The sequence below is a fragment of the Oceanobacillus sp. FSL K6-2867 genome (assembly GCF_037963145.1).
In the GTDB taxonomy this organism is placed as follows: Bacteria; Bacillota; Bacilli; order Bacillales; family Amphibacillaceae; genus Oceanobacillus.
In genome coordinates this window covers 4,269,605-4,287,327 of sequence record NZ_CP150144.1, presented here as the reverse complement: position 1 = coordinate 4,287,327, position 17,723 = coordinate 4,269,605, and the positions used below count along the sequence as shown (strand labels likewise).

The window sequence follows — 17,723 nt, the reverse complement described above, 5'->3', positions numbered from 1 at the left end:
TGCTTAAACTGCGATTGGTGCTTTAATACTTGGATGTGGATTGTAATCCACAATCTCAAAATCTGTAAGTTCAAAATCAAAAATAGACGATTTTTCCTGATTAATTTTTAAACGGGGCAATTCACGCACATTACGCTTAAGCTGTGTTTGAACTTGTTCAACATGGTTTGAATAGATATGTGTGTCCCCTAGTGTGTGTACAAATTCGCCAACATCTAAGTCACATTCATGTGCAATTAAATGTGTCAATAATGCATAGCTTGCTATATTAAATGGAACGCCAAGGAATACATCAGCACTGCGCTGATACAACTGGCAAGAAAGCTTGCCATCTGCCACATAAAATTGGAATAATGTGTGACAAGGTGGTAATGCCATTTCCGGAAGATCCTCTGGATTCCACGCTGACACAATATGTCTTCTGGAATTAGGATTATGACGTATCGATTCAATGACCTCTTTGAGCTGGTCAATCGTTTCATTACGAGATGTTTTCCATTTCCGCCATTGTTTCCCATAAACAGAGCCAAGATCTCCAAATTCCTTAGCGAAATCATCGTCCTGGCAGATCCTTTCCTTAAATAAATTCATCTGTTCCTGGTAAATCTGATTAAAACCTTCATCCTGCTGGCTGCGGATTCCGAAATTTGTCATATCCGGACCTTTGTACTTTTCACTTTTAATCCATTTTTCAAACGCCCATTCATTCCAGATATTATTATTGTTTTCCAGTAAATATCGTATATTCGTATCTCCTTTTATAAACCAAAGAAGTTCACTGGCTACAAGTCGAAATGGTACTCTTTTAGTTGTTAACAGTGGAAACCCCTGACTTAAGTCAAAACGCATTTGATGGCCGAATACAGAATATGTTCCTGTATTTGTACGGTCTCCTTTTTTAATGCCGTTATTAAGGATATGCTGACACAAATCTAAATAGGCTTGTTCATTTTTTAGCATATTTATCACTCCTAAACTCTCTATGCTGCTATTATTTTTATTATCCAGTAATTCATTGTATCTTCTTTCAAGTCATATTACTAGAAATATATTGTGCCACAAATTTGTGCATATCTAAAGTCAAATTAATACACTTACCATTCTTCGTAAAATTGTTTCAGAAATGATTCCATAAATCGGTGGCGCTCTATTGCCAGCTCCTTAGCTGATTTTGTATGCATGAAGTCTTTTAGCTTTAGAAGCTTATCATCAAAATGCTGAATGGATGTCGCCTTTTTTGTTGGATGATACATTAGTTGCTGATTGGCACCACCATAAGCAAATGTTCTAGCAATACCGATAGCACCTATCGCGTCTAATCGGTCAGCATCTTGGACAATCCTTCCTTCTAATGTATCTGGAACAACAACTCCTTTACTGTAGGAGACCCCGGAAATAATGTGATTAATAGTATTTATGTCGGTTTCCTTTAATAAAATCGAGGCTAGAAAAGCATTTGTTCTCTTTATAGAATCTTTAGGATTTTGAAACAGCTTTTCATCTCCAACATCATGCAACCATGCAGCCGCTTCACATAAAAACTCATTGGCCTGCTCTACTTCAGCAATCATTTTAGCGATCCGGGCAACTCGCTCCATATGATAATAGTCGTGGCCTGTTTCATCATCGCGAAACAATGTATATACATAATCCCTAATATGTTTGAGTTGTTCTTCTTTTTGCATTATGATAACCCTTTGATTTTCCCGTTCACATCTAAATCCATGTGTAATGCAGCAGGAGTTTTAGGAAGCCCTGGCATTGTCATTACATCACCAGTTAATACAACTATAAAACCAGCCCCTATTGAAGCTTTTAATTCACGTATAGAAATTGTAAAGCCGCTAGGTCGACCTAGTAATGCTGGGTCATCAGATAAGGAATATTGTGTTTTCGCCATACAGACCGGCAGATTGCCCCATCCCTGCTGTTCAAAGAAAATAATTTGTTTCTTTGCCTTAGATGATAATTCTATGTCATCTGCACCATAGATAGCTTGGGCTATTTTTCTTATTTTCATTTCTAACATTTCATTAGATTCGTAAGTTCGTGTGAAGTGAACTTCAGAGGTCATTGTTTTCTTCATAACTTCCTTTGCTAATTCAAAACCTCCAGCTCCACCTTTGGCCCAAACATCTGCGAGTGCTACATCTATTTTTCTGGAATGGCACCAAGACTCGATAAAGTGCGTTTCAGCCGCTGTATCAGTTGGGAATTTATTAATGGCAACTACATATGGAAGTCCGAATTGTTCAATGGTATCAATATGTTTATTTAAGTTTTCTATCCCTTTTTCCAGTGCATCAATGTTTTCGGTATTTAAATCTTTCTTTGATACGCCTCCATGCATTTTTAGCGCTCTGACAGTAGCAACAATAACAACTGCATCTGGATGAAAATTACCGGCTTGTGTTTTTATATTAAGGAATTTTTCAGCACCTAAATCTGCTCCAAAACCAGCTTCTGTAATAACATAATCCCCTAATTTTGCAGCCGTTTTTGTAGCAATTATGCTATTGCAGCCATGTGCAATATTTGCAAAAGGACCTCCGTGGATGACAGCTGGTGTATTTTCAATTGTTTGTACAAGATTTGGCTTGAATGCATCCTTTAAAAGTAATGTTAAGGATCCTTCTGCTTCAAGATCCTTCACTGTAACTGGATAATCATCATATGTATAACCAATGACTATTTTTGAAAGACGTGATTTCAAATCTTCAATGCTATCTGCAAGACATAAAATAGCCATAATTTCTGAAGCTGCCGTTATGGTATAGCCCTCCTCCCTTGGTATCCCCTGAGAGGAGCCTCCCAGGCCGACAATTACTTGTCTTAGCGCACGATCATTCATATCAACTACCCGTCTCCACTCCACTTTCCTTGGATCAATTTGTAATTTGTTATCGCGGTGAATATGATTATCAATTACTGCAGATAACAAGTTATTAGCACTAGTAATTGCATGGATATCACCAGTAAAATGAAGATTAATTTCTTCCATGGGAAGTACTTGAGAATAACCGCCTCCAGCAGCTCCTCCTTTCAACCCCATAACAGGGCCAAGTGATGGCTCTCGTAAAGCAATAACAGTTTTCTCGCCTAATTGATTTAACGCTTGACCTAATCCAACTGTAACGGTGGACTTCCCTTCTCCAGCGGGAGTTGGATTAATGGATGTTACGAGAATTATTTTTCCGTTTGGCTTGTCTTTCCACTTTTCTAATAATTTATCGGAAAGCTTTGCTTTGGTATATCCATAAGGTTCGTAATCATCTGCAGATAAATTGATTGATTCAGCAATTTCTGTAATCGGTTTTAATGTTGCTTGTTGAGCAATTTCTATATCTGTTTTCATATATTGATCCTCCTATTCGCTATTCACTCCTCTAGTTTAACCTTTTCTATTGTTTTTTTCATTAACAAACGATTAATGGATAAATGTAAAGATTTAATAAATGCAGAATTTAAGAGTTAATTTCTTGACGAGTGGTTACAAATAGGCTATATTAGGGGCAAGCAAAGAAGATGTACGGAATCATTGACGAAAAGGCAGCTTCTATAGAAGTGGATGCAATATGATCCTACACTTCTATAGAAGCTGCCTTTTTTAATATATTCTGAGTCTATACTTTGTATTAACACGCATTTCACGTGGGATTTTTAGGAGGAATAGAAATGGAAAACGGAGTAGTAAAATGGTTTAATGCTGAAAAAGGCTATGGTTTTATCCAATTGGAAGAAGGAAATGATGTATTCGTCCATTATTCAGCAATCCAAGAAGAAGGCTTCAAATCATTAGAAGAAGGACAAGAAGTTACTTTTGAAATTGTTGAAGGTGAACGTGGTCCACAAGCAGCAAATGTTGTAAAAAAATAAACAAAACACATAGAAGTAAAGCAGTGATCAATAATTGATCACTGTTTTTTTATTTCCTAAAACGCAAAAGTCATACAGTAGACCTGTTTATTGTCAAGATAAATAGGTATTTGTTCATAGTTATTTCACAAATTTTTTATACTTAAAAGTTTGTAAAGTCCTAATGTATATCGATACAAGCGTAATTGAACAAACTGTGAATCGTTGCCGTTTTCGCTAATTTCTATTTCTACTTTGTGTATGATGGAAATAGGAGTAAACGATAACAGGATGGGAGGATAAAATAGATGAAACAAAGTGGCAAAACCAGCACGAATCATGAGAAAGGGCCGGATTTAAAAGGAACATTAATATCGGTTGGAGTCTTAGGTTTAATTATTATTATTAGTTGGGCTGTCGTATTTGCAATTTTCCTATCGAGATAAGAAAGGTGATTAAAAAGGAGTGAGAAAAAATGCATTTTCACAAGTTCGAAAAAATATGGCTTACATTTGGTATTGGAGCATTAATACTATTTTTGATTATTCTCGGTTACGGCGCTTTTTATCTTGGTACCCATCCTCAAAGCCATGGTGTAACAGTTGATCCTCAAAATGTAGAGGCCCATGAAGCATTTAAACCGGAAAATTTAGGGCTTACAAAGGTAGACGATGACCGATATATCGTTAATGTTATCGCGAGTGCATTTCATTATGATTTTGGTGTCGATAAAGAAGGAAATGCTATAAATCAGATTGACATTCCCAAGGGAGCGACTGTTCTATTTCAAGTGGTAACCACAGATGTTATTCATGGTTTTAATATTGCTGGTACAAACGTAAATATGATGGTCGAGCCAGGTTATATAAGCAGTATGGAGGTTGAGATGAACCAAGCCGGTGAATTTACAGTACTGTGTAATGAGTATTGTGGTATTGGTCACCATATGATGTATACAACCGTGGAGGTGTTTGAATAATGGCGCTTCAAAATATAGTATTGCCTAATGGAAATTCAAGACAGCTTCTTGCAATACCAAAACAAGAAGCAAAACTTTATATGTCTTTTATGTATGTAGCTTTTATATCTTTATTTATTGGTGGATTAATGGGCTTATTACAAGTATTAGTAAGGTCAGGAAATTTCACACTTCCATTTGGCATTGGTTACTATCAAATTCTGACTGTACATGGTGTTATCCTTGCACTTGTACTAACAACATTTTTTATTATCGGATTTCAGTTTGCTTTAATGAGTAAAACGGTTGGTATGTCTGTTAGACAACGTAAAGTATCATGGCTTTCCTTCTGGATTATGACCGCTGGTACTATAATTACAGCTATAACGATATTGTTAGGTAAAGCGAGTGTGCTTTATACCTTTTATGCACCATTAAAGGCTCATCCTGCTTTTTATATCGGTTTAGCTTTAGTCATTGTTGGTACTTGGGTCGCTGCGTTTGTAAATTGGCGACAACTCTATTTATGGAAGAAAAAAAATCCAGATGAAAAATCACCATTATTAGCATTTATGGTAACCATTAATATGATTATGTGGTTTATCGCTTCACTAGGTGTTGCATCTGCGGTACTGGTTCAATTTATACCTTGGTCTCTTGGTTATGCGGAAACGATTAATGTTCTTGTTAGTCGAACACTGTTCTGGTATTTCGGTCACCCGTTAGTTTACTTTTGGCTATTGCCTGCTTATATGGCATGGTACGCGATAATCCCTCAAATTATTGGAGGTAAGCTTTTTAGTGATTCATTAGCAAGATTATCGTTTGTATTGTTTCTATTCTTTTCCATTCCTGTTGGGTTTCATCATCAGCTAACAGAACCAGGAATTGATCCAACCTGGAAATTTATTCAAGTAGTTTTAACCTTTATGGTTATTATTCCTAGTTTAATGACGGCATTCTCATTATTTGCTGTATTTGAAATCACGGGGAGACGTAAAGGTTTTAGTGGATTATTCGGCTGGTTTAAACATTTACCATGGAAGGATGTTCGGTTTTTTGCTCCATTTGTAGGTATGCTGGCATTTATTCCAGGAGGTGCAGGTGGAATTATAAACGCATCCCACCAAATGAACTCAGTTGTTCATAACACTATTTGGGTAACAGGACATTTTCATCTTACTGTAGCAACAACTGTCATTCTAACATTTTTCGGAATTACGTATTGGCTTATCCCCCATTTAACAGGCAGAAAGCTTACAAAATCTGTTAACAATTTAGGTATTATTCAAACAATAGTTTGGGGGGGCGGGATGATAATAATGTCAGGTTCAATGCATATTCAAGGTCTGTTAGGTGGTCCTAGACGCTCTGCATTTTCCGATTATGGCGGTACAGAACAGGCAGCGTCATGGGGTGCATATCAAATGGCACAAGCAATCGGAGGCACCATTCTTTTTGTCGGGATTATTCTCATGGTATATATCTTTATCAAGCTAACCTTTTTTTCACCTAAGGGTGAAGAAGAATTCCCGGTTGCTGAGGAGGAAGAACATGCCGAGCCGACACCGAAATGGATGGAAAACTGGAAGCTTTGGATCGCGATTACGATTGCTTTAATTTTATTCGCTTACACTATTCCATTTATAGATATTATCCAAAATTCACCGCCTGGATCAGTGCCGTTCGATTGGCCGATTGGCAATTCTTAAAAATAAATGGAAGGATCAGCAATATTGACTGAACCTTCCATTTATTTTTATGTTTTATTTTTCACCAAAATATTGGTAGTAATTCGTTTGTATAAAACCGTTGAATAACTTTCTTTTTTTTGTTGCCTGTACACCGTAATATTTTTCAAAAGCTTCAAAAGCAGTAATGATATATACACTCCAAGACGGATGATTTTTCATTACATTCCCTAAATCTCGATACATCTCTCCTACATGATCTTGATCCCCAATACGCTGACCATATGGTGGATTGCTAACAATATATCCATTTTCCTGGCGTAATGTTAAATCACTCACTTGCATCTGCTTCCAAGTAATCAAATCACCTAGCCCTGCTTCAATTGCATTATCGTTCGCAATTTGAATCATTTTATGATCGATATCAGATCCCGTAATCATTAGCTCCTGATCATAGTTTGCTTTATCTTCTGCTTCTTCAAAGGCATCATCCCACAGCTTTCTCCTGACAAGTGTCCAATCCTCTGAAGCAAATTCCCTATTAAATCCAGGTGCAATATTTTGTCCAATTAATGCTGCCTCAATTGCAATTGTTCCCGAACCACAGAATGGGTCGATTATAGGGTATTCCGGTTTCCAATTTGTCAGCATAATCAGTGCAGCGGCTAAAGTTTCTTTTAATGGCGCTTCACCTTGTCCGACACGATATCCCCGTTTATGAAGCCCCGTACCTGATGTATCAATTGTCAGTGTTGCAATATCCTTTAATAACGCCACTTCTGTTTTATAAAGTGCTCCTGTTTCAGGCATCTTGGCAGCCAGACCGTATTTCAGTTTTAATCTTTCAGCAATGGCTTTTTTTACAATTGCTTGACAGTCAGATACACTGAATAAGGTTGATTTAACAGATTTGCCAGAGACCGGAAATTGTCCGTCCTCCGCGATATAATATTCCCATGGCAATGCCTTTGTTGCTTCAAAGAGTTCATCAAATGTTGTTGCCTTGAATTGACCAACAATTAATTTAATCCGATCTGCACTGCGAAGCCATAAATTACAGCGCGGTATAGCTGAAAGTGGTGCTTCAAATATAACTTTGCCGTTTTCAACTGTTACTTCATATCCTAATTGTTTTACTTCATGTGCAACTACTGATTCTAAACCCATTGCCGCGGTAGCAATTAATGTTACTTTTTGCATCCAACTATTCCCTTCAATTTTAAGTTAGTACTAGTTTACCATAGAACATAAAAATTAAAAAAACCTTTCCTGTACCGTTGTCGGCAAAGAAAGGTTTCGATTCGTATTCAGACCATTAAATGCTCGATAAGCCATGTTCTGTACCATTGTACTGCAAACGGTGGTCAACCTCGTACTCCGGCTGTAATCATCTATCTACAAGTTTAGACTTGTCCCTTTTTCGGTTGAATTCCCTACTAAAGGATGCCCCTACCATTATTTGGGTTGCTCACTCGTGGGGTTTACCTCGTTCCACCTGAAATGTTTCCATCCAGCTACGTCACTGTGGCACTTTCAAGAATAATTCCATATCACCTTTGACTTAGGAATGTCTTCTGCCGTTAGCAATTAGCTACCTTGACTTATGAATTCATCAAGCACGAACACTACAGACATCTCAGTCTGTGTGAGCATGGACTTTCCTCTGCATTTACACGCAGCGATTACATGAGCATTTAATTACCGTACTTATAACCATAACATATTAGCAAATATTTTTCAACTACTGAATCACATTATCAAACACATTGTTAATCACGATAACAAGTTATTCACTTGACTCAACGAATTTTTTTCCGAAAACTGCTTTTTCTAAATTGGACAGACGCTTTAATACGTCATAATTCACTTGACTAGTAGGTTGTGGCGTTCTTGATCTTGTTTGTTCTGTAGAATTTTTTCTCAACTTTTCGTTTTCGGCTTGCAATCGATCAATTTCCTGTTTAAATAAATCATAATCTTGTATGATAATATCTAAAAATTCATCAACCTCTTCTTGATTATATCCTCGCATTGCTGTTTTAAAATCCTTTTCCAAAATATCTTTTCCACTAAGCTGAACTCGATTTATACTCATTTCATCACCTCATGATCTTCATCTATACTATTTTTAATAGAATTATTCAGGTTCAATTATAAATGTATGAATCAAAAGAAGCATTATTACCAAATTATACTTTTATTATACCATAAAAAAGGAAACTGAATATCAGTCTCCTTTATTTTACGTAAATAAGGAAAAAGTAACTACCTATAAAGGGGAGATATTACTCTTTAGTTTTTCAATAAGTCTTCTGTTTCAAATGAAAAAGGCAGTAATTCTTCCATTGTAAATGATTTTATTTCCTTTTTTAGATTAGTTAAATGGATAGGCATTGACTTCTCAAAGAACTCGCTCATTACTTGGCGACAGGACCCGCAAGGTGGCACAGGTCTTTCGGTATCTGCTGCCACAGCTAGCTCTTGAAACTCTGTTTCCCCTTCTGAGATAGCTTTAAATATTGCGACTCGCTCTGCACAGCATGCAACAGGGTATGCTGCGTTTTCAATGTTACAACCAGTATATACTTTGCCTGATTTCGTGAGCAGCGCCGCTCCTACTGGAAATTTAGAATACGGAACATATGCTCTTTCTCTTATTTTGATTGCATCTTCAATTAGTTTATTCACTGACATTTCACTCATCCTTTAGCTATAGTGCAAGTTATTATAGGAGAAATTAGAATAATTGTAAAGTTATTTCTAAGGAAATTATGATATATCTTCCAACAACAAATCAAACACATACAAAATGGATGTATATAATTCCATATATCGTTTCCTGCGCACATCAATATAGTAGCTATGCATTAATAAAAGCTCCATATTTTCCCTTGTTGATGCTACTTGATGAGGGTGCACCTTTGCTTCTCTATTTTTAACTACTTTTAAAGCTGTAGTTTCCCATTCGTCCAATAAAGTATAAATTGGCAACGTTTCTTCTCTGACTTTCAAAAAAAACGTCTTATCTCTACTGTTTTCTGGGGGAGCATTTTGCTCAAATTTAATTTTCAACAGGTTAAGGTGACTTTTCAGACTTTCTGTTTGTTTTTTTAATTCCATAATGCATTTCCGCCTTTAATTTGTTTATAACTGTATACCCTACTTTATCATTTTTATATCTAGAAGGCACCTATTTCGTATTAGGCTCTCATTTTTTCAATGGACGATTTTGTAAAATCAATCTGATGAATTTCATTTTGAAAATGCAACCATACTTCACGGTCTACATGAACTTTCAGTTTTTGATCGATAAAAAGCAACTGATCCTCCATTTGCTGTAATGTATGATGTGCCTCGCTTTTGCTAATGCCTGTTTGCGCTTTTAAAGGATAAGTCATATTATCACCCTTATATTTTTATTTGTTATAAGCTATATTCCCCATTAATCATCTACTCCCCTTCCTCTTCGACAAAACTAGAAGCAATCTTACAAAACTAGTGAAAAGGGTTATTTTTTCACTGAAATGAGACAGACTAGAAACAAAGGGGGTGATATCGTTGAAACAAGCTAAGAACGCACGTAAAAATGCAGCTGGTCGTGAAGAAAAATCGTTGAAAACTGGTGACAAAAAATTAAATGGTCCAAACCGCCCATCTACTTAAATAAATAACTATTTAATAGGAAAGGATTTGTGTTAATAAATTACACAAATCCTTTTACATGATTACCATTACCTAATATTATTAGGATAACTTTGTTACTACTCCCTGTAATCTATGTTTACAGTACAATTACATTTCTGTTTAACAACCGTTATAAACTTGAATCAATTGTGAAATTATGTACAATAAAGTATGGGAAGGTGTCAAATGAACAATCGTTAAATTGTCAATAAAGTGAGCAGTTTTAATGTGTTATATCATGGTATAATAAAGTACTAACTACAAAAACTTTTGTGTTCTATACAATTAGAATACATTATTCTTTGTGGTTTAAAGTTATCATTTACCTCTTTTTCTGATATTATACTTTCATATGCTGGGAGGGAATATCTTTTGAACTATCCAAATGGGCAAAAAAAAATGATGCCAGTCAGGATAAAACAAAATAAAAATACATTTAGCAACCGAGGGATGTCCTTGGAAGAGGATATTAATATTACGAATAAATTTTATCTTGATACGGGTAAAGCAGTCATTCATAAAAAACCGACACCTGTCCAAATTGTAAATGTAAATTATCCAAAACGAAGTGCAGCTGTAATCACAGAGGCATATTTTAAGCAAGCTTCTACTACAGATTATAATGGTATTTATCGAGGTAAATATATCGACTTTGAAGCAAAGGAAACGAAAAATAAAACGCTTTTTCCTTTAGCGAACATACATGAACATCAAATCGAACATATGAAAGCAATTATTAATCAAGGCGGAATTTGTTTTATTATTATTCGGTTTGCGACCTATGATGAAGCATATTTTTTAGAGGCAAAGAAACTTTTCCAGTTTTGGAACGACAAATTAAATAATGGGAAGAAATCCATTTCATATGAGAAAATTCAACAGGAAAGCTATTCAATCCCATTTCACTTTCAAAAGCGTATTGATTATTTATCCATTATAGATAAGCTTTATTTTTAGAGACGGAGGTATAGAACGATGGCAGAAAACAGCCAGAGTCGATCAGCAAGAAGAAAACAAAAGAAAACAAAAAAGAAACCCATTTGGAAGAAAATAGTATTCTCCATTCTACTGATATTTTTAATACTCGGAGTCAGTGGTGCAGGTTTAGCTGCATACTGGATTGCAACAGCTCCAGATTTGGACCCAGCAAAATTAGAGGATACCTTCTCTTCTACTGTTTATGACAAGTATGGAGAAGAATTCGCAAGTCTAAGCGGAGATGAAAAAAGAACAAAAATATCGTATGAGGATTTACCCCAAGAATTAATAGATGCGGTTACCGCTACGGAGGATGCAAGGTTCTTTGAACACTCGGGTATTGATTTACGAAGACTTGGTGGAGCAGTATTAGCGAATATTTCCGACGGATTTGGCTCCCAAGGTGCTAGTACCATTACACATCAGGTTGTTGAGAAATCATTCTTGCCACCTGACAAGAAAATAAGTTTAAAGGTACAGGAACAGTGGCTGGCATTACAGTTGGAAAGACAATATTCTAAAGAAGAAATTTTAGAGTTCTACCTAAATAAAGTCTTTTACGGTAATCGAGCATATGGCGTAGCGCAAGCAGCTAAAAATTATTTCGGCAAAACAGATTTACATGACTTAACCTTGCCTGAAATAGCAATACTTGCAGGGTTGCCACAGCGCCCAACTGCATATAATCCTTTTGAGAATCCGGAATTAACGGAAAAGCGAATGAATACGGTGCTGACATTAATGGTTAGACATGGGAAAATTACACAAGAAGAAGCCGATGAAGCCAGAAACGTAGACATCCCTTCCCTGCTTGTTGAATCTCGCCCAGATCCAACACCGTATGAAGCATTCCTTCAACAGGTTGATAAAGAGGTTAGAGAGAAAGTCGGCGATGCAGACATCTATTCAGATGGCTTGAAGGTTTATACAACTATTGATCCAAAAGCACAGGAATACGTAGAATTTTTACTTAATGACAGTGAAGAAAATCCAATTACCTATTCTGACGACAATATGCAAGCGGCTATGGCTGTATTGGATACAAAAAGCGGTGCGATTCAAGCGATTGGCGGAAGCAGAAATAACGAGGGTGGATGGAATTACGCCATTCGCGGAGGGAGTCAGCTTGGTTCAACAGCCAAACCGATAATGTCTTTTGGTCCGGCAATTGAATACAATAAGCTCTCCACCTATCACCAGGTTAATGATGATGCACCGTATGAAATACCAGGATCTTCTCCGGTCCGAAACTGGAATCGAAGCCATGCAGGTTGGATAACAATGCGGCACGCCCTGAACCAATCCTTAAATGTGCCGACTTTGAAAATATTAGATGAAGTTGGAGTAGACAAGGCGCAAGGATTTGCTGAAGGCCTGGGAATCAAGTTCCATAATGACCAAATGGCTGTTCGCGATGCTATAGGCGGGACTGAAACAAATGTTACACCACTTCAATTAGCTGGAGCATACCATGCATTTGGGAATCAAGGAATTTATACAGAGCCATATGCTGTAACAAGCGTTGAATTTCCAGACGGAAGAGTAGTTGATTTAACACCGGAATCAAATGCAGCAATGTCAGATTATACCGCGTACATGGTTACAGATATGTTAAAATCAGCTGTTACGAGTGGTACTGGTACAGCAGCAAGTGTACCTGGTGTACCTGTAGCTGGTAAAACTGGTACGACAAATGAAAATCGGGATTCTTGGTTTGCTGGTTACAGTACGAATTATACAATTGCAGCATGGACTGGCGGTTATACAGAAGATGGAAAACGAACATCGTTAACTGATACAAAAATTGCACAAGCATTGTTTAAAAACGCCATGCAGAAAATATCTGAAGGAATTGAAACACCTGATTTTGAAAAACCAGATTCTGTGGTAGAGGTCACGGTAGAGAAAGGTTCGAACCCACCTGCATTGCCAAGTGACTATACACCAAGCTCAGATAAAATTACCGAGCTATTTGTTAAAGGGACAGAACCAAAACAAACATCAGAGAAATTTGACCAATTAGATCCAGTTTCTGGATTAAATGCAGCCTATGATGAGGAATCGAACTCCATTCAAATTGAGTGGAATTATAATTCTGATGAGGACATTAGCTTTGAAGTAAGTGCAAGTGTAGACGGCGGTCAAATGCAAAAACTATCCTCTACGGAAGATATGTCAATGGAAATTAGTGAAGTGGAACCAGGGGCTGTTTATGAAATACAGGTTGTTGCTATTAGCGGATCCATGAAAAGTGATCCAAGTACCACTTCTGTAACAGTTTCAGGTGAAGATGAGGAAGAAAATGAAGAGGAAGATATTCCAGCGGTTAGCGGCTTAACGGCAGAATATATTGCCGCATCTTCTATCATTGATGTAAATTGGAATTATGATGGACCAGATGCATCCTTTGAAGTATCTGTAAATGGCCAAACACAAACTGTTCAATCAAATGGTATTGAAATCAGTGGTGCAGCACCAGGCGAAACCTATACAATTAATGTTACCCCAATTGGGGCTAATAATTCCCGTGGTGATTCTCAAAGTACTACTGTTGAAGTACCTGCGAATGAAGAAGCTAATGAAAATCCAGAAGAAAACGAAGGCGGTGAACCTGAAGAGGAAGAAACCGAAGAAGAGACTGAACTAGATGAAGATCAAGGAGAAGACCAAGGTCAAGAACAAGAGCAAGAAGAAGGAGAAAACCAGGGCGATGACCAAGGACAAGGTCAAGGAGAAGACCAAGGACAAGGTCAAGGTCAAGAAGAAGCCGAAGAGTAATAACGATGACGAGAAAAAGAGGTAAACTAATAAAGTTTACCTCTTTTTTGCTTTATTTAAAGCAATTTGTTCATTTGGATGGACTTTTTTCTATAATTTATATCATCGTCTTTTTCATGCGTTTTTGACCTTCTCTGCAAAGCTCAAGTAATGGACATTCCGGGCAATTGGGATTTCTGGCTTTACAGTGGTATCTTCCGAAGAAAATCATGCGATGATGTGTTACACTCCATTCATCACGTGGCACCTTACGCATTAGTGTTTCTTCTACTTGAATCACAGAGTCCTTCCATCTGCAAATGCCTAATCTTTTGGAAACACGCTCTACATGTGTATCTACAGCAATTGCCGGCTCATTAAATGCAATGGAAGCAACTACATTTGCCGTTTTCCTCCCTACACCCGCTAGCTTTACTAATTCATCTTTTGTGCGCGGTACTTCACCATTATATTCTTCAATCAAAACCTGACAAAGTTTTTTAATATTTTTGGCCTTGGTTCGATACAGACCAATTGACTTTATATCTTGTTCAAGCTCTTCCAATGTGACATTAACATAATCCTCGGGTTTTTTATACTTTTTAAAAAGGTCTGCTGTTACTTTATTTACAAGTTTATCAGTGCATTGTGCGGACAATAAAACGGCAATAACAAGTTCAAATGGGTTGGAGTGAATAAGCTCCCCTTCTGCATTTGGGAACATCTCCTCCATTACATCGAGGCAATATCTTATTTGTTTTTTTGTTAACATTGTCTCAATCTTCCTCCTCTAGCCAATTGTAATAGAATGATGTATCACGCTTTGGAATATTTTCTTGATTGGAAGTTGTTTGGGTTGTATGAAATTTTTTGCTCGCGTTACGGGCTTGATCAACAGAATGAATCCCCTTCTTTTTCCATTCGCGAAGTATCCTGTCGATGTACTTGAAATTAAGCTTACCCATTAAAACTGATTCACGTAAACCAGCTTTGATTAAGGCTGGCGCTATTTCATCTTCATCAATCCACGCATTAATTGTTTCTATCTCAAACGGAGATAATGGTCTGCCGAATTCTTGTTCAAATACCACAAATATTGTGCCAATCGTTTGCTCTTCATGTTTTTCCTCTTGTAAAAATAATTTTTCCCATAGTGGGTCTAGTGAATAAGCTTCACTCAACTGTTTCATTTCATTTTCTTTTTTTTCAATACCAAGAACATTTTTTTGAACTAATTTTCGCAATAGGTTTGCACATTCTTGTTCATCCATTGTTACATTTAGTGAAAGCTCATATGGAGTAGGAAAATCATTTCTGTTTTGAAGAAAACGGAGTAATTGAAGAACTAACATTACTTCCTTTTCATTTAATCCTAACTGCTTATATTTAGAGAGCAATTCAATTGGTATTTGTAATTGGTTGAGTAAAATCTGTTGAAAGGAAAATTTATTTGCCATGTTTGTTTGCACCTCTCTTCCAGTATAGCATGAAAGATATATTCTAACATAAAGTGAAACTTCATCCATCAGGAATCCTCACTGAATGTTAGCATAAACATCCCAAAAGGCCATGAATAGATTCAGATTTTTGTGGCTGTTTATCTCATATTTCACTTTCAAAAATGACGATTAAAGGATGGCTTATATTTATAACAGCACGTCAGTGCATACGAAATTAAAATCCCTTGCTTGTAATTCGCAAGGGATTTTAAGATTAGCTTATTAAGGATATAATCGATTAAGCAATCTTGGGAATGGTATCGTTTCTCTTACATGCTCCACCCCAGACAACCAAGCAACCGTTCGTTCAAGCCCTAAACCAAATCCGGAATGTGGCACACTTCCGTACTTGCATAATTCTAAGTACCACTCATATGCTGGGCCTGTCAGTCCATGCTCTTCATACTTTTCTTGCATTAATGCTAAGTCATCAATACGCTGTGAACCACCAATGATTTCACCGTAGCCTTCTGGAGCGATTAAGTCTGCACAAAGCACCACATCCGAGCGTTCTGGATGAGGTTTCATATAAAATGCTTTAATTTCTGCTGGATAGTTCGTAATGAACACAGGCTTATCAAAGCTTTCAGCAATTGCTGTTTCATGCGGAGCTCCAAAGTCTTCTCCCCACTCGATATCATCAAACCCTTTTTCTTTTAACAATTCAATTGCTTCATCATACGTAATTCGCGGGAATGGCGCTTTAATATTTTCAAGTTTGGTTGTATCTCGTTCAAGAACTTCAAGTTCAAGCTTACAGTTTTTCAGTACGGATTGAGCGATATAGCTGACGTAATTTTCTTGAATGACTAAGCTTTCTTCATGATCGACAAAAGCCATTTCTGGTTCAATCATCCAGAACTCGATTAGATGTCTTCGTGTTTTTGATTTTTCTGCACGGAAAGTTGGTCCGAATGAAAATACTTTACCAAATGCCATTGCTGCTGCTTCCATATACAGTTGTCCACTTTGTGACAAGTATGCTTCCTCATCGAAATATTTCGTGTGGAATAATTCAGTTGTTCCCTCTGCTGAAGACCCTGTAAGAATTGGTGGATCAATTTTTACAAAATCATTTTCATTGAAGAATTGATATGTTGAGCGAATAATTTCATTACGTATTTTCATAACAGCATGTTGTTTCTTTGAACGTAACCATAAGTGACGATGATCCATCAAGAACTCCGTTCCGTGTTCTTTAGGTGTAATTGGATAGTCAACTGCTTCCTGAATTATTTTAATATTACTAACTTGTAGCTCGTAGCCGATAGGAGATCTTGTATCTTCAACAATTTTACCGGTAATATATATACTTGTTTCCTGGGTAAGGCTTTTTGCGAGTTGAAACGTTTCTTCAGATACGTCATTTTTTACGACGACACCTTGAATAAATCCTGTTCCGTCACGTAATTGCAAAAAGGCAATTTTCCCGCTGGATCGTTTATTTGTAAGCCATGCACCAATTGTTACTTCTTGGTCTTTATGCTTGGCAACTTGTGAAATAGTTGTTTTCATATTTATATTTCCTCCAAATACTTTAGTTTAAATGATTTTCATATTGCTCGAATTGCACTAATTAAACATTCTTTGAAAGCGATACGTGTGAACAGAAGAACCATCATAAATGGATTTATAATCCAGTACATAATCATTATTCATGTCATTATAGGCAATTTCCCATAGTGCTTCGTTTTCTTCTAATGCAGGTGTAACTTTGATAAGCTTGCAGTTATTGCATTCTGATTCCCATCTGCTGACGATTTCTTCCTCTGTCAATATTTCAGATTTGTCAATTGTTGTCAAGCTTTTTTCTTTTCCTTCAAGTGGGTAAAAAATAAGCTTTTCTTCACCCTCACCATTTTTTCCAAATAAAACATGGTAAGCCTTCGAACCGTTATATTGTTCAATTTTATCAATTTCTGTAATGGATGTCTGACTAAGTATTTGTTTACTTGTTTCATCGAATCCTGCAGTTTTGCTATTATATAAATTATTATAAAGCACGATACCGTAAATACCTAATGCGATAAGAATTATAAGTATGGGCAATGAGGTCCATAGAAGCCATTTCGATTTGTTCATTTTCATCATCCAGTAATTACCCTATCCATTACGTGGTTTGCAACTGCATTTTCCGAACAATCAGCAATAGCATCCAATAAACTTACTGTATATTGATTCATCAACATTCCTCCAACAATTGTGTATCTTTTTTATCAATTTTTACTATACATAGCTCAAGTAAGAATGTAAACAATAATAGCAACGTCGAATTATAAAGCACAACTACAATAATCCAGT

Annotated in this window: 18 protein-coding genes and 1 other RNA gene; 6 read left to right on the top strand and 13 right to left on the bottom strand. The window is 36.6% G+C overall.

Annotated elements, in window-relative coordinates; translation table 11 throughout:
* Positions 1 to 3: 3 nt before the first annotated feature.
* The 3 genes from NSQ77_RS20850 to NSQ77_RS20840 form a co-directional block, all read right to left on the bottom strand.
* Positions 4 to 960 (bottom strand): thymidylate synthase, encoded by a 957-nt coding sequence (locus tag NSQ77_RS20850; protein ID WP_339228015.1) that lies wholly within the window; start codon positions 958 to 960, stop codon positions 4 to 6.
* A gap of 134 nt (positions 961 to 1,094) precedes the next feature.
* Positions 1,095 to 1,685: an HD domain-containing protein gene (locus NSQ77_RS20845; protein WP_339228014.1), complete on the bottom strand. Its 591-nt coding sequence runs from the start codon at positions 1,683 to 1,685 to the stop codon at positions 1,095 to 1,097.
* A complete protein-coding gene (locus tag NSQ77_RS20840; protein WP_339228013.1) occupies positions 1,685 to 3,355 on the bottom strand; it encodes a formate--tetrahydrofolate ligase in 1,671 nt (556 codons plus the stop codon). The genes NSQ77_RS20845 and NSQ77_RS20840 overlap by 1 nt, the downstream gene beginning before the upstream one ends.
* A 320-nt stretch (positions 3,356 to 3,675) precedes the next feature.
* On the opposite strand from NSQ77_RS20840, the gene NSQ77_RS20835 reads away from it, so the two are divergent.
* From NSQ77_RS20835 to NSQ77_RS20820, 4 genes are all read left to right on the top strand, one after another.
* The gene (locus NSQ77_RS20835; protein ID WP_095309061.1) at positions 3,676 to 3,876 is read left to right on the top strand and encodes a cold-shock protein; all 201 of its coding nucleotides are present in this window, start codon (positions 3,676 to 3,678) and stop codon (positions 3,874 to 3,876) included.
* Positions 3,877 to 4,163: 287 nt separating this feature from the next.
* A complete protein-coding gene (locus NSQ77_RS20830; protein WP_339228012.1) occupies positions 4,164 to 4,301 on the top strand; it encodes a cytochrome c oxidase subunit 2A in 138 nt (45 codons plus the stop codon).
* Positions 4,302 to 4,330: 29 nt separating this feature from the next.
* A complete protein-coding gene (locus tag NSQ77_RS20825) occupies positions 4,331 to 4,834 on the top strand; it encodes a cytochrome B5 (protein ID WP_339228010.1) in 504 nt (167 codons plus the stop codon).
* Complete coding sequence (locus tag NSQ77_RS20820; RefSeq protein ID WP_339228009.1) at positions 4,834 to 6,525, top strand: b(o/a)3-type cytochrome-c oxidase subunit 1; 1,692 nt, start codon at positions 4,834 to 4,836, stop codon at positions 6,523 to 6,525. The genes NSQ77_RS20825 and NSQ77_RS20820 overlap by 1 nt, the downstream gene beginning before the upstream one ends.
* Positions 6,526 to 6,579: 54 nt before the next feature.
* Here NSQ77_RS20820 and NSQ77_RS20815 read toward each other — a convergent pair whose 3' ends face one another.
* The 6 genes from NSQ77_RS20815 to NSQ77_RS20790 form a co-directional block, all read right to left on the bottom strand.
* A complete protein-coding gene (locus tag NSQ77_RS20815; protein ID WP_339228007.1) occupies positions 6,580 to 7,704 on the bottom strand; it encodes a class I SAM-dependent RNA methyltransferase in 1,125 nt (374 codons plus the stop codon).
* Positions 7,705 to 7,826: 122 nt separating this feature from the next.
* An RNA gene (gene rnpB, locus NSQ77_RS20810) (RNase P RNA component class B) lies at positions 7,827 to 8,198 on the bottom strand.
* Positions 8,199 to 8,290: 92 nt separating this feature from the next.
* On the bottom strand, positions 8,291 to 8,599 hold the full coding sequence (gene gpsB / locus NSQ77_RS20805; RefSeq protein WP_339228005.1) for a cell division regulator GpsB: 309 nt from the start codon (positions 8,597 to 8,599) through the stop codon (positions 8,291 to 8,293).
* Positions 8,600 to 8,796: 197 nt separating this feature from the next.
* Positions 8,797 to 9,198, bottom strand: coding sequence for a cytidine deaminase (locus tag NSQ77_RS20800; RefSeq protein ID WP_339228004.1), 402 nt, complete (start codon positions 9,196 to 9,198; stop codon positions 8,797 to 8,799).
* Between the two features lie 75 nt (positions 9,199 to 9,273).
* Entirely contained in the window at positions 9,274 to 9,624 is a 351-nt protein-coding gene (locus tag NSQ77_RS20795; RefSeq protein WP_339228003.1) for a DUF1798 family protein, read from the bottom strand.
* Positions 9,625 to 9,704: 80 nt separating this feature from the next.
* Complete coding sequence (locus NSQ77_RS20790; protein ID WP_339228002.1) at positions 9,705 to 9,902, bottom strand: hypothetical protein; 198 nt, start codon at positions 9,900 to 9,902, stop codon at positions 9,705 to 9,707.
* A gap of 658 nt (positions 9,903 to 10,560) precedes the next feature.
* On the opposite strand from NSQ77_RS20790, the gene recU reads away from it, so the two are divergent.
* Complete coding sequence (recU, locus tag NSQ77_RS20785) at positions 10,561 to 11,145, top strand: Holliday junction resolvase RecU (protein ID WP_339228001.1); 585 nt, start codon at positions 10,561 to 10,563, stop codon at positions 11,143 to 11,145.
* A gap of 18 nt (positions 11,146 to 11,163) precedes the next feature.
* Positions 11,164 to 13,944, top strand: a complete 2,781-nt coding sequence (locus NSQ77_RS20780; RefSeq protein ID WP_339228000.1) for a PBP1A family penicillin-binding protein — start codon at positions 11,164 to 11,166, stop codon at positions 13,942 to 13,944.
* Positions 13,945 to 14,041: 97 nt separating this feature from the next.
* On the opposite strand, the gene nth is transcribed toward NSQ77_RS20780, so the two are convergent.
* From nth to NSQ77_RS20760, 4 genes are all read right to left on the bottom strand, one after another.
* Entirely contained in the window at positions 14,042 to 14,695 is a 654-nt protein-coding gene (nth, locus tag NSQ77_RS20775; protein WP_339227999.1) for an endonuclease III, read from the bottom strand.
* Positions 14,696 to 14,699: 4 nt separating this feature from the next.
* Positions 14,700 to 15,380: a DnaD domain-containing protein gene (locus tag NSQ77_RS20770; protein WP_339227998.1), complete on the bottom strand. Its 681-nt coding sequence runs from the start codon at positions 15,378 to 15,380 to the stop codon at positions 14,700 to 14,702.
* Positions 15,381 to 15,644: 264 nt separating this feature from the next.
* Entirely contained in the window at positions 15,645 to 16,937 is a 1,293-nt protein-coding gene (gene asnS, locus NSQ77_RS20765; RefSeq protein ID WP_339227997.1) for an asparagine--tRNA ligase, read from the bottom strand.
* A 57-nt stretch (positions 16,938 to 16,994) separates the two neighbouring features.
* Positions 16,995 to 17,504: a DUF5590 domain-containing protein gene (locus NSQ77_RS20760; RefSeq protein WP_339227996.1), complete on the bottom strand. Its 510-nt coding sequence runs from the start codon at positions 17,502 to 17,504 to the stop codon at positions 16,995 to 16,997.
* Between the last annotated feature and the right edge of the window lie 219 nt (positions 17,505 to 17,723).